Source organism: Pseudomonas sp. TWR2-1-1 (assembly GCF_049897045.1).
In the GTDB taxonomy this organism is placed as follows: domain Bacteria; phylum Pseudomonadota; class Gammaproteobacteria; order Pseudomonadales; family Pseudomonadaceae; genus Aquipseudomonas; species Aquipseudomonas versuta.
This window is the reverse complement of record NZ_JAFCVM010000002.1, coordinates 142,742-154,999: the sequence shown is the minus strand read 5'-3', so window position 1 is coordinate 154,999 and position 12,258 is coordinate 142,742. Positions and strand designations below refer to the sequence as shown.

9 protein-coding genes are annotated in these 12,258 nt (G+C 55.5%); 4 read left to right on the top strand and 5 right to left on the bottom strand.

Going from position 1 to position 12,258, the window contains the following annotated elements:
• Positions 1-190: 190 nt before the first annotated feature.
• On the top strand, positions 191-2,461 hold the full coding sequence (gene rlmKL, locus ACP7BO_RS05655; protein ID WP_397454470.1) for a bifunctional 23S rRNA (guanine(2069)-N(7))-methyltransferase RlmK/23S rRNA (guanine(2445)-N(2))-methyltransferase RlmL: 2,271 nt from the start codon (positions 191-193) through the stop codon (positions 2,459-2,461).
• Between the two features lie 108 nt (positions 2,462-2,569).
• Here rlmKL and dacB read toward each other — a convergent pair whose 3' ends face one another.
• Positions 2,570-4,036, bottom strand: a complete 1,467-nt coding sequence (dacB, locus tag ACP7BO_RS05650) for a D-alanyl-D-alanine carboxypeptidase/D-alanyl-D-alanine endopeptidase (RefSeq protein ID WP_060694324.1) — start codon at positions 4,034-4,036, stop codon at positions 2,570-2,572.
• Between the two features lie 232 nt (positions 4,037-4,268).
• On the opposite strand from dacB, the gene ACP7BO_RS05645 reads away from it, so the two are divergent.
• Positions 4,269-4,613 carry a YggL family protein gene (locus tag ACP7BO_RS05645; protein ID WP_003441192.1) on the top strand — a complete coding sequence of 115 codons (345 nt, stop codon included), beginning with the start codon at positions 4,269-4,271 and terminating at the stop codon, positions 4,611-4,613.
• A gap of 157 nt (positions 4,614-4,770) precedes the next feature.
• Here the strand turns inward: ACP7BO_RS05645 and ACP7BO_RS05640 are convergent, their stop codons facing one another.
• Genes ACP7BO_RS05640 through ACP7BO_RS05630 form a run of 3 tightly spaced genes read right to left on the bottom strand, consistent with a single transcriptional unit; the run spans position 4,771 to position 8,313 of the window.
• A complete protein-coding gene (locus ACP7BO_RS05640) occupies positions 4,771-5,352 on the bottom strand; it encodes a cob(I)yrinic acid a,c-diamide adenosyltransferase (protein WP_060694322.1) in 582 nt (193 codons plus the stop codon).
• Between the two features lie 2 nt (positions 5,353-5,354).
• Positions 5,355-7,397 carry a sensor histidine kinase gene (locus ACP7BO_RS05635; RefSeq protein ID WP_426209052.1) on the bottom strand — a complete coding sequence of 681 codons (2,043 nt, stop codon included), beginning with the start codon at positions 7,395-7,397 and terminating at the stop codon, positions 5,355-5,357.
• A gap of 46 nt (positions 7,398-7,443) precedes the next feature.
• Positions 7,444-8,313 (bottom strand): putative 2-dehydropantoate 2-reductase, encoded by an 870-nt coding sequence (locus tag ACP7BO_RS05630; protein WP_397457293.1) that lies wholly within the window; start codon positions 8,311-8,313, stop codon positions 7,444-7,446.
• Between the two features lie 206 nt (positions 8,314-8,519).
• On the opposite strand from ACP7BO_RS05630, the gene ACP7BO_RS05625 reads away from it, so the two are divergent.
• Both ACP7BO_RS05625 and ACP7BO_RS05620 read left to right on the top strand, forming a co-directional pair.
• A complete protein-coding gene (locus ACP7BO_RS05625; RefSeq protein WP_060694315.1) occupies positions 8,520-9,005 on the top strand; it encodes a YajQ family cyclic di-GMP-binding protein in 486 nt (161 codons plus the stop codon).
• A gap of 124 nt (positions 9,006-9,129) precedes the next feature.
• The gene (locus ACP7BO_RS05620; RefSeq protein ID WP_397454468.1) at positions 9,130-9,972 is read left to right on the top strand and encodes a mechanosensitive ion channel family protein; all 843 of its coding nucleotides are present in this window, start codon (positions 9,130-9,132) and stop codon (positions 9,970-9,972) included.
• 254 nt (positions 9,973-10,226) lie between these two features.
• Here the strand turns inward: ACP7BO_RS05620 and ACP7BO_RS05615 are convergent, their stop codons facing one another.
• Positions 10,227-11,510 (bottom strand): OprD family porin, encoded by a 1,284-nt coding sequence (locus ACP7BO_RS05615; protein ID WP_426209049.1) that lies wholly within the window; start codon positions 11,508-11,510, stop codon positions 10,227-10,229.
• Between the last annotated feature and the right edge of the window lie 748 nt (positions 11,511-12,258).

Below are 12,258 nucleotides of genomic sequence, written 5' to 3'. Positions count from 1 at the left end.
TGACCATTTGTTTCTCGATGAATGACCTGCCTCTGCGTCTAAACTCTTCCTGCCTCAGGGCATGGACGATCGCCGGGGTGGAACGGCACAGTTTCGTGCCACACGAGCGCTCTTCAAGAAAAGCGCTTGATTGAAAACGGAGCAGGTAATGCGTTGCCTGCTCACTGATAGCTTAAAGCCCAGGAATCCCATGTCGGATCGTTACGAACTCTTCCTTACCTGCCCCAAAGGCCTTGAAGGTCTTCTCCTTGAGGAGGCCACTGGTCTTGGCCTTGAGGAAGCCCGCGAGCACACCTCGGCCATTCGTGGCATGGCGGATATGGAAACTGCCTACCGCTTGTGTCTGTGGTCGCGTCTTGCCAACCGTGTGTTGCTGGTACTCAAGCGCTTCCCGATGAAGGACGCTGAAGACCTGTATCACGGTGTGCTGGATATTGAATGGCAGGATCACATGGTCCCGGACGGCACGCTGGCCGTTGAATTCAGCGGCCATGGCTCAGGTATCGACAACACTCACTTTGGTGCCTTGAAGGTTAAAGACGCCATTGTCGACAAACTGCGCACGCCCTCTGGCGAGCGTCCTTCCATCGACAAGATCAGCCCTGACATGCGCATCCACTTGCGTCTTGATCGTGGCGAAGCGATTTTGTCTCTGGACCTGTCGGGCAGCAGCTTGCACCAGCGTGGTTATCGCCTGCAGCAAGGTGCTGCGCCACTCAAAGAAAACCTCGCTGCAGCCATCCTGATCCGTGCCGGTTGGCCGCGTATGGCCGCTGAAGGCGCTGCCCTGGCTGACCCGATGTGCGGCGTGGGTACGTTCTTGGTCGAAGGCGCGATGATTGCTGCCGATATGGCTCCAAACCTCAATCGTATTCACTGGGGTTTTGACGCCTGGCTGGGTCACGTTCCGGCAATCTGGAAGAAACTTCATGAAGAAGCTACTGCGCGTGCAGAAGCCGGTATGGCCAAGCCGCCGCTGTGGATTCGTGGCTACGAAGCCGATCCTCGTCTGATCCAGCCGGCACGCAACAATATTGAGCGTGCAGGCTTGAGTCACTGGATCAAGATCTATCAAGGAGAGGTCGCGACATTTGAACCGCGCCCGGATCAGAACCAGAAAGGCCTGGTCATCTGTAACCCTCCCTACGGCGAGCGGCTGGGGGATGAGGCTAGCTTGCTCTATCTCTACCAGAACCTTGGCGAGCGCCTGCGTCAGGCCTGTCTGAACTGGGAGGCGGCCGTATTCACCGGTGCCCCGGATCTGGGCAAGCGCATGGGTATTCGCAGTCACAAGCAGTACTCGTTCTGGAATGGTGCCTTGCCGTGCAAGCTGTTGCTGATCAAGGTGGTTCCGGATCAATTCGTGACTGGCGAGCGTCGCACGCCTGAACAGCGTCAGGCTGAGCGTGAGCAGGTCGAATCAGACCTGCCATCCAACATCGAAGCTCCGGGCAAGTACGAGAAATTCAACAAGAACGGTAACCCGATCAAGCCGGCTCCTGTGGTGATCGAGCAGCCGCGCTTGAGCGAAGGCGGGCAGATGTTTGCCAACCGTCTGCAAAAGAACCTCAAGGCGCTGGGTAAGTGGGTCAAGCGCGAAGGTATTGATTGCTACCGCGTATACGACGCCGATATGCCTGAGTACTCGATGGCTATCGATCTGTATCACGACTGGGTTCACGTCCAGGAATACGTGGCCCCCAAGTCCATCGATCCGGAAAAAGCCTCGGCCCGTATGTTCGATGCCTTGGCGGCCATTCCGCAGGCGCTGAACATCGACAAAAGCCGGGTGATCGTCAAGCGTCGCGAGCGCCAGAGCGGTACCAAGCAGTACGAGCGTCAAAGTGCCCAGGGCAAGTTCACCGAGGTCAATGAAGGTGGCGTCAAGCTGCTGGTGAACCTCACGGACTATCTGGACACCGGGTTGTTCCTTGACCACCGCCCGATGCGGATGCGCATCCAGAAAGAGGCAGCCGGCAAGCGCTTCCTCAACCTGTACTGCTACACCGCAACCGCCAGTGTGCATGCAGCCAAGGGCGGTGCGCGCAGCACTACCAGCGTCGACTTGTCGAAAACCTATCTGGACTGGGCGCGACGCAATCTGTCCCTCAACGGTTTCTCGGACAAGAACCGTCTGGAGCAGGGCGATGTGATGGCGTGGCTGGATGCCTGCCGTGAAGAGTACGACTTGATCTTTATCGATCCGCCGACCTTCTCCAACTCCAAGCGTATGGAAGGCATCTTCGATGTCCAGCGTGACCATGTGCAGTTGCTGGACCTGGCCATGGCGCGACTGGCACCGGGCGGCGTGTTGTACTTCTCGAACAACTTCCGCAAATTCATCCTCGATGAAAATCTGGAAGCGCGTTATGCGGTAGAAGAAATTACCGCTAGCACCATCGACCCGGACTTTGCCCGCAACAGCAAAATCCACCGTGCATGGAAAATCACGGCTCGTTAAGGGCGGTTGATACCGGCACAAATAAAAACGCCCCCGATCGCAAGACCGGGGGCGTTTTTTATTGCGTGCTAAATGTGTTCACAGCGGCAAGCTGGCGATCACCAGGCTTTATTGCGCGATGGAGACCGAACTGTCGGCCAGAGCCGGCTGGCGATACAGGTCCAGCAGCACCTGATCAAGAATGGATGAAGCGCCCCATGGGCGAGGATCGTTGAGGATCGCCACTACCGCCCAGGTATGACCATTGTTGTCGCGGCTGAAGCCTGAAATCGCGCGCACGGTATTGAGGGTGCCGGTTTTGATGTGGGCCTGACCGTTCATTGCCGTGGTTTTCAGGCGCTTGCGCATGGTGCCGTCTTTGCCGGCAATGGGCAGGGAACTGATGAACTCGGCGGCATACGGGCTTTTCCAGGCGGCCTGGAGCATTTGCGCCATTTCCCGTGCACTGACGCGCTCTGCGCGCGACAGGCCGGAGCCGTTTTCCATGACTAGATGTGGCGCGGTTATGCCTTTCTTGGCCAGCCACTGGCGTATGACACGCTGTGCGGCTTTGGCGTCGTCACCATCGGCATCGTTGCGGAACTGCGCGCCCAGGCTCAGGAACAGCTGCTGGGCCATGGTGTTGTTACTGTACTTGTTGATGTCGCGAATAATCTCGGCCAGATCCGGCGAGTAGGCCCGGGCCAGCAATTTTGCATTTTTTGGCACGCCGGCCTGACGGTCTTGCCCCTGGATGCTGCCACCCAGCTCTTTCCAGATAGCGCGTACCGCACCGGCGGTGTAAGTGGCGTGGTCAAGTAAAGACAGGTAGGTTTGCGAGTTGCAGCCATCGGCCAGCTGGCCGCTGACGGTGACCAGGACCGAGCCGTCGGCTTGCGTGACGGGGTTGTAACGGACATCACCTGTGCATTGCTTGCTGTTGACGGCTTTTACCTGGTTGTCGATCCGAATGCTGGCAATGGGTGGCTCGACCGAAATCAGCACCTTGCCTGCGTCGTTGCGTGCGATGAAGCGCAGTGCCTTGAGGTTGACCATCAGCGAATCGGGTTTAACCAGGAACGGTTTGTTCTTGTCGTTGCCGTCGTCGTTAAAAACCGGGAGCTGCGGTTGCTCGAAGAAGCTGCGGTCAAGCACCAGGTCACCGGTGACTTGCTGCACGCCGTTGGCGCGCAAGTCGCGCATCAGCAACCAGAGCTTTTCCATGTTCAGTTTGGGGTCGCCGCCGCCCTTGAGGTACAGGTTGCCCTGCAGGATGCCGTTGTTCAGGGTGCCGTCGGTATAGAACTCGGTCTTCCACTGATGGGTCGGGCCGAGCATTTCAAGGGCTGCGTAAGTGGTTACCAGCTTCATTGTGGAGGCAGGGTTCATTGATACGTCGGCATTGAATACCGTCGGCGTACCAGGACCATCGAGCGGGATCATGACCAATGACAGCGCATCGTTTTGCAACTTGTTGGTCTTGAGTGCTTGTTGGACTTTTGGCGAAAGAGTGGAGTTGACAGGGGCGGCGCTGGCGCCGAAGGCGAGCGGTAAAAACAGGCTGGCCAGAAGCAATGGTCGTAAAGATTTGATCATATGAAGTAAAACCCTGCAGGCGAGGGGGAAAAATAAGAAGGCATGATAAAAAGGCCTTCGATAGTCATAAAAGTATCGGCATTATGCCCCAAGCTCAGCGGGCTTGTGCATCCGCGTAATGCCGGTATTGGCTTATTAAATATAGAAAACGATGAACCGTTCACATGGAACCGGGCAACTGCGGCCTTAAGCTGCTAAAGTGCCGCCCGTAATTACTTATGAGGATTGTTCAATGGCTACTAATCGTTCCCAGCGTCTGCGCAAAAAACTGTGCGTTGATGAATTTCAGGAGCTGGGTTTTGAGCTGAACCTGGATTTCAAAGAAGACCTGTCGGAAGAGGCTATCGATGCATTCCTCGCAGCGTTTTTGAAAGAAGCCATGGAAGCTAACGGTCTGGGTTATGTTGGCGGCGACGACTACGGTCTGGTTTGCCTGCAGAAGCGCGGTTCGGTCAGCGAAGAGCAGCGTGCCGCTGTTGAAGCCTGGTTGAAAGCTCGCCCAGAGCTGACCAGCGTTGAAGTTAGCCCGCTGTTGGACGTGTGGTACCCGGAAAAGCCGATCAATCCGGTAGCCTGACGTCAAAAATGAAGGCAGCCCCAGTGGCTGCCTTCATGTTTTACCCCGCCTGTTTCTTGCCCGCCCGGGCATTGCTTCACACTCTTTCCAGTCGTTGACCGCAACCTTGTGCGTGATTTTGCGCGGGTGCCTGTATTACGGTTTTTTGTAACCGCCGTCACGCTTCGGGCTTTGCTGCCGCTTGCCAGAGAATTTCTGCAATCCCCTGACGCTTGGCGATGAGGCGGGCAGCGACGAACAGCAGATCAGACAGGCGGTTGATGTACGCCAGACCCACCCCCGTCAGTGGCTCCATCGCGTTGAGCTGTTGGCAGCGGCGCTCGGCACTGCGTGCCAGGCTGCGACAAACGTGGGCTTGCGCGATCAGGCTCGAACCTCCTGGCAGAATGAAGTTTTCCAGCGGGCCCAGTTCTTCATTCCAGCAATCAATCGCAGCTTCAAGCCTTTCGATTTCACGTATGTCGAGTGCCTGATAGACCGGCATGGCCAATTCGCCCCCCAGATCAAACAGTCGATGCTGGCACGGTTCAAGTACTTCAATCAGCTCATTGAGCCCGGGACACAGGGCGCTCTGTTCGGTGAGGCCGGCCAGCAACAGGCCTACCTGGCTATTGAGGGTATCGACTTCGCCGATGGCTTCTACACGCGGATGGTCCTTGGGTACGCGGCGACCATCGCCCAGGCCGGTCTCGCCCTTGTCGCCGGTGCGGGTATAAATTTTCGATAACCGAAAGCCCATGTCTAGAGTTCCACCTTGGTTGATTCGTGTGCGGTCATCAGGTTGCCAGCCAACGGCAGGCGCAGGGTAAAGCAGGTACCCTGGCCCTGGGTCGAGTGCACTTCCATTTGGCCCTTATGGTTGTTGGTAATAATGAAGTACGACACGGACAGGCCGAGCCCCGTGCCCTGACCCACCTCCTTGGTCGTAAAGAAAGGCTCGAAAATCCGTTTGCGCACGTGTTCCGGCATGCCCACGCCGTTGTCTTCAACCTGTATTTCCGCCCACGGCGGATTGAGTTTTGTACGCAGGGTGATACGTCCCGGCTCGCTCTTGTCAGTGCGCTGATGAATCGCTTGGGCGGCGTTTTTCAGTAAGTTCAGCAACACCTGTTCCAGCTCGTTGGGGATGCCGGGGACAGGGCCTAGCTGAGGGTCGAACTGGCGAGTAACGGCGTGCCCCTTAAAGTCAAAGCCAATGGTCAGGTCAAAGTCATTGCTGGCAATATCAATGGCTTGATCAATCAGCGCCGACAGATCGCAGGGGCTCATTTGTCGATTGCTGCGCCGGCTGAAACTGAGCATGTGAGTGACAATCTTTGCAGCGCGTGCCCCGGCCTGTTGAATGCCATCCAGTAGTTTCGGTACTTCGCGGGCCTGCAGGTAACGGTTTATGGCCTCCAGCTCAATGCCGGCCTCCTGTGCCTGCTCGAGATTCTTTGGCAGGTCGCTGGACAGGCGCCGGCGAATGTTCTGCACGTTATGCAGGATGGCGCCCAGTGGATTGTTGATTTCGTGCGCCATGCCGGCAGCCAGGCCGCCCACTGAAAGCATCTTTTCTGATTGCACCATCATGTCTTCCAGTGACAGGCGTTGCGTAATGTCATCAATCCGGATGACCACGCCACGGCCGGCACCGCCCATCAGTGGGTAGAACGTCAGTGCATAGTGCCGGGCTTCCTCGCCCTCGCCCTGGCCCCAGGTGACACGTTCAATTTTAGCTACCCGGTGATTTTCGATGGTGTCTTTGAGCTGCGGCAGGAAGGGCTTGAGGGGCTCGAAGGCTAGATAAATCGGCTGATTCAAGGCCTCATCCAATTGCGTACCGGAGAGTGCACTGGCCTCCTGGTTCCACTGAGTAACATAGAGTTGCTCGTCCAGGGCGATCAAGGCTGAAGGCATGGAGTCGATAATACTGTTCAGGTATTTCTGAAATCCGGTGAGTTTTTTCTCGATTTTGCTACGTACCTGAACTTCAAGCTCCAGCTTGCGATTGGTGTGGCGGGTTTCTTCGGCAAGTGTTTGTGCCTGATCGTAAGCCGCTTGTGCTTCATCTCGCGCGCGTTTGAGTTCCTGTTCGCGTGCTTCAATGCGCGACAGCATGGTATTGAACGCTTCGGCGAGATGGCCGATTTCATCATTGTTGCCCGGTGCTGCGCGCAAGGCGTAGTTCTCTTCCCGGGTGACCTGGCGCGACAGCTCTTCTAGCCGGTGAATGGGTTGAGTGATCAGCCGTTTGATTTGCCGGGCAACCACGAACCACAGCAAGGCGCTAAACACCAGAATTCCCAGGCTGGCTGTGAGTGTGCCGGTATAAAACGCCATGGGCAGTTCGCTGCTGGCGACTAGCAGCAAATGTCCGGGAGGGCCATCGCCATGGGGGAGCTTCGTGAGGTGATTGCTGCGCAGTTCGGTCAGGCGCCAGGCCTCGATTTCACGATAGTGCTCGGGCAGCGGCAGGTGTTCGCCATGTTGCAACTGCGCCAGCAGGGTACCTGTGCTGTCATACACCGCGGCGGCTCGCAGAGGGGCGTAGCTGCCGACTTCTTCGAGCAGAGCTTGGGCGTTGTGTGCCGAGTCGAGTGCCTGAGCGATAAGATCGGGCTTCGATGCCAGCTGTCCCAGTGTCTGCAAGGCCTGTGGTGCGGTGCTCTCATGGGAGATCCAGTACGCAGCACTGATAAACGTCAGGTTGGCCACCAGCAAGACGGTGGCCAGCAATACAAGGAGGGCGGCCAGCAACTTCTGGCCTACCGGTAGGTTTTCAAGGCGCTGGCGCAAGGGCATGGGGTCGTCGCACTAATAAGGACCAGCCCGCAGGGTAGCGCGGGCCTCAGTTGCAGGGCAATCCGCGCAGCTTCAAGTGATGCTCGAGGCGCTGCTGCAGTGCCTGTAAAAGCGGTACGGTGAGTTGGTGATTGTGAGCGGCTGCACACGCATAGCCCAGTAAGTAGCTGATTTCAGTGCGTCGGCCTTGTGCGACATCCTGATGCATTGAAGAGAAGTTGTTGGCGGTGGCCTGAATCACTCGGCTGACTTGCGCAGGCAGATCGATTGCCGCCTCGGCCTGGCCGCAACGCTCAAGCAAGATGCCGAGTTCGGCGCATAGTGCGTTTACTTGATCAATGTGCGTGAGCAAACCGCCATTACGACAGTCGTGCAGCACGGTCAGTGGATTGATCGCACAGTTAAGCGCCAGTTTTCGCCATAAAAGACTCAGTATGTTCGGGCTCCACTGTGCAGAAATGCCGCTGCGCTCAAGCTCTTCAAGCCACTGCGGTGCTTCACCGGTATTGCCCAACCAGACCTGGCCACGGCCGGCAAATACCACGTTCCAGTCGCTCTGGCGAAATGCGCCTTCAGTGCTGGAGGCAAAGATGCAGCGTGCTTGTGGGACAAGGTTGGCGACAGCTTGCTGGCTGCCAAGACCGTTCTGCAACAGGATCACTTCGGCATCAGGGGTTAGACGCCCGGCAATCTGCGCGACGGCGTGCTCTGCGTCATAAGCCTTGCAGGTCACCAGCAGGCGCTGCACAGGTTCGTCGGTGTCCGGCGTTTGAGCCCGCAGGGTTATCAGTTGCGAATGTTCACCTTCAACTAAAGTTACCCCTTGTGCCGCTCTATAAGCTTGCAGGCGGGCGTCATTTCGCATGATCAGCGTAACCGGCAAGCCGGCTCGCGCCAGCCGTGTAGCCCACAACATCCCCATGCTCCCGGCACCGAGAATGTGCCAGGGGGTCGAGGCAAGGTCTGGCGTGTTGGAGCAGGTTTGAGGCAAGGCCGAATTTGGCATGTGTGCTCGCAAGTGAATGAAGTCGAAGAACCGCTATAATGCCCGCGCATTTTAACTGTCAGGTCAGGCGTGCTCCATCTGTGTTGAGCGCGCCCTTTATTATTGGAGAAAAATACATGCCGTCGTTCGACGTGGTATCCGAACTGGACAAGCACGAAGTCACCAACGCCGTTGAGAACGCGGTCAAGGAGCTGGATCGTCGTTATGATCTCAAAGGTAAAGGTACTTTTGAGTTCAAAGAGAAGGATCTGACCGTGAACTTGACCGCTGAGGCTGATTTTCAGCTGGAAGCAATGATCGAGATTCTCAAGCTGGCCCTGATCAAACGCAAGATTGACGCGCAATGCCTCGAGATCAAGGATGCTTACGCTTCTGGCAAATTGATGAAGCAGGAAGTCATTTTGAAAGAAGGCATCGACAAGGAGTTGGCGAAGAAAATCGTTGCTCACGTCAAGGACGCCAAGCTCAAGGTTCAAGCCTCTATTCAGGGTGAGCAAGTACGCATCACTGGCAAGAAGCGTGATGATTTGCAAGATGCGATCGCTGCGTTACGTGCCAAAACCTTCGATATGCCGCTGCAGTTCAATAACTTCCGTGACTGAATACGGGGGGAACCTATGGCGATTATCTACGTCCGATTTTCCCTGGACCTGCAAAAACGATTGAGCGGTTCTATCGTCTCGCTGAACGAATGACGTCGCCGGATATGGGTGCAAGGAGATACAAGTGGATTTGAATGCTGAAGTTGATCAGTTGATCAAGGCCTCACAGGCCTGGATCCCGATGATTATGGAATACGGCAGCCGTGTATTGCTGGCCGTTATCACGCTGGCGGTAGGCTGGTGGTTAATCAACCGGTTGACGGTAAAACTGGGGCACTTGCTGGCGTTGAGAAAGGCTGATCTGGCGCTGCAGGGTTTTATCAGCAGCCTGGTCAATATCATTCTCAAGGTGTTGCTGGTTGTTAGCGTTGCCTCAATGATTGGCATCCAGACCACGTCGTTCGTCGCGGCCATTGGTGCGGCAGGCCTGGCTATTGGCCTGGCGTTGCAGGGCAGCCTTGCGAACTTTGCCGGCGGAGTGCTTATTCTGTTATTCCGTCCGTTCAAAATCGGTGACTGGATCGAAGCGCAAAGCGTGAGCGGAACCGTCGATAGCATTCAGATCTTTCACACGGTGTTGCGTACCGGCGACAACAAAACCGTGATCGTGCCAAACGGTAATCTGTCCAACGGCATCATCACTAACTACAACCGTCAACCGACCCGTAAAGTGGTGTTTGACGTGGGTGTGGACTACGAAGCGGATTTGCAGAAGGTACGTGAAGTATTGCTGGCGCTGGCCGATGATCCTCGCGTGCTGAAAGCGCCGGCCCCTGTGGTGGTTGTGTCCACCTTGGGTGAGAGTGCTATCACGATGTCGCTGCGAGTTTGGGTAGATACCCCGAATTATTGGGATGTTCTGTTCATGTTCAATGAGTTCGCACGTGATCGCCTGAAGGCGGAGGGAGTCGATATTCCATTTCCGCAACGAGTGATTCGGGTGGTTCAGGAAGTGGCGGCTCAGTAAAGTCACGGATCACATCTGACCATCGGTGACAGGTAAACATTAAAGGGGCGAATGCCCCTTTAATTGTTTTTGTACCTTGGTGCAGACCCGTACGGGTGTGTAATTGAGCGTGGTACAGAGTTGTTTGTTTTTCAATTTTGTTAGTTAGCTTGCTATATATGTGTTTTTGCCTTGGCAAATAAAAAGCCACGCCCCTAAGCAGGGGCGTGGCTTTTGCTAAACACCGTGTTTGTAATTAAGCCCGAAGGCCTCGGTTACAAGATGTTCAGAGGGTACTCAGCAATCACGCGAACGTCGTTTACATCATTGCCGTAGTTGCTGGTGGTGCGGTAGATCGCACTACGCAGGCGGAAAGACAGGTCTTTGGCCGGGCCTTCCTGCAACACGTACTTGGTTTCGAAGTCGAATTCGTGCTCTTTGCCTTCACCGTTATTGGTGGAGATGTTGTCGCCGCGAACGTAACGAGCCATGAAGCTCAGGCCTGGAACGCCGTAGCTAGCCATGTTCAGGTCGTAACGACCCTGCCACGACTGCTCGTCTTTGGCGTTAAAGTCGGAGTACTGTACGGAGTTGGCGAGGAAAATGGTGCCGCCGCCGTCTACGCCGTAGTAGTAAGCGCTGTCACCGGTAGAGCGCTGGTGAGCAATGGTGAACTTGTGAGCGCCGAGGCTATAGGCTGCTGCCAAGCTCCAAATTTTGTTGTCTACGTCACCTGCCAGTTCCTGGCCTTGGCTCGAAGTTCTGTAGCCGTTGAAGTCGAAGTTCAGGGCTTGAGAGTCTGCGATCGGCAGGGTGTAGTTCAGGTTGATGTACTGCTTCTTGAAGTAGTCATCAACATCGGATGCGGCCACGCCACCGACGAAGTTGTCAGTGAACTGGTAGGTCGCGCCAGCAATGTTGGCAGCGGTAAGACCTGGCTGGCCTGGACCGTTGATGCTGTCACGAGCCATGCCAGTCTGCGAGCTTAGCGCTGTGAAGCGGCCGGCGCTCAATTCCAGGCCCTTGATTTCCTTGCTGGTGATCAAGGTACCGGTGGCTACTTCTGGCAGCAAACGGCTGTCATCGGTGGAGAAAACCGGGCTTGCCACAAACTGGTTGCCGTATTTCAGAACGGTATCGGAAAGACGGAATTTAACAGCGCCGCCGATTTTCGATTGGGTATCTTCCGGAGAACCGTCGCTCTTGGTAGCGAACAGGCCGTTGCCTTGGCGACCGGCGCCGCCGTCCAGGCGTACTGTGCCCATGGCAAAAGCGTCAACACCCACACCGATGGTGCCTTGAGTGAAGCCGGACTGGTAGTTAAGCAGTTCGCTCAGACCCCAGTCTTCGCGGTAGCCGCTTTTGAAGCCGCCACCAGGCTTGGCGATGTTGCCGGCGCCGTTACGGAAATCACGGTTCATGTACAGCATGCGAGTTTTGGAAGTCAGCGTGCTGTCTTCAACGAAACCTTTAGCATCGTCCTGCGACGAGGCCATTGCGAACTGAGTAGTACCGGCTGAAACAGCCAGGGCGATCATGCTCCACTTCATCACGCGCATCGTGATTTGCTCCTTTGGTTTTAGGAAGAGTACTGCCGTCCCCACCTGAATTATTATCTGGGGCGGCTCTTTCTTTTTGTGTCGGCGCAAACTTATATCACGCCGGCCATGTTGGCGATACTTGGTCTCAAAAGCTTTCAGCTTCTTTACAGCTGTGTCGAAAATTGCAGCCTGCATGTCGCTAGTACGTAGCTGTATGTCGTTTTTTGCATGTTTAAAGTGCTAACTACAGCTGTGGACACTTGGAAAACTGTGTCGTATCCACGTATTAAAAATCCCGATCCTTGCAGTTTGGCTATTGTTATTTATCGTCAGGCTATTGCACTCCGGCAGATGCCTTGGCGACTGTATCTGTGCTTGATGCAACAACCATGCTCAAACCGCCAGGAAGCCTGAAAAATATTTTTTTAGACCGTTCCAGTCTCAATATCCTGAGGCTGCTTGGAATAAACGGAAATATTGCACGGCTGGGTTCCTGTTTTTTTATGATAACGGCCAGCGTTTGGGCTATGGAAACACCAAAAGCGTTACCGGTTAACACCTGTTGGGTTGGTCGGTGACGTTTTGGTGCACTAAAAACATTCGTGTTGTGCGTTTTTGGTGCACAAGTGTTTGACGGCTGTTGATTCAGCAGGACAGTTTCATTTCAGTTGCGAATCAGTGCTTGCTGTCGTGATGTGCGGGGCAATCAAGGGTATCCTGCAGATCTTTCGCTTGGCGGTTGATACCTGTTCGCCAGGTCGAGCTG

Excerpts from the sequence above, each read along its gene's own strand:
- rlmKL (WP_397454470.1), top strand. The coding sequence starts at position 191 with ATGTCGGATCGTTACGAACTCTTCCTTACCTGCCCCAAAGGCCTTGAA.
- dacB (WP_060694324.1), bottom strand. The coding sequence starts at position 4,036 with ATGATCAAATCTTTACGACCATTGCTTCTGGCCAGCCTGTTTTTACCG.
- ACP7BO_RS05645 (WP_003441192.1), top strand. The coding sequence starts at position 4,269 with ATGGCTACTAATCGTTCCCAGCGTCTGCGCAAAAAACTGTGCGTTGAT.
- ACP7BO_RS05640 (WP_060694322.1), bottom strand. The coding sequence starts at position 5,352 with ATGGGCTTTCGGTTATCGAAAATTTATACCCGCACCGGCGACAAGGGC.
- ACP7BO_RS05635 (WP_426209052.1), bottom strand. The coding sequence starts at position 7,397 with ATGCCCTTGCGCCAGCGCCTTGAAAACCTACCGGTAGGCCAGAAGTTG.
- ACP7BO_RS05630 (WP_397457293.1), bottom strand. The coding sequence starts at position 8,313 with ATGTTGTGGGCTACACGGCTGGCGCGAGCCGGCTTGCCGGTTACGCTG.
- ACP7BO_RS05625 (WP_060694315.1), top strand. The coding sequence starts at position 8,520 with ATGCCGTCGTTCGACGTGGTATCCGAACTGGACAAGCACGAAGTCACC.
- ACP7BO_RS05615 (WP_426209049.1), bottom strand. The coding sequence starts at position 11,510 with ATGCGCGTGATGAAGTGGAGCATGATCGCCCTGGCTGTTTCAGCCGGT.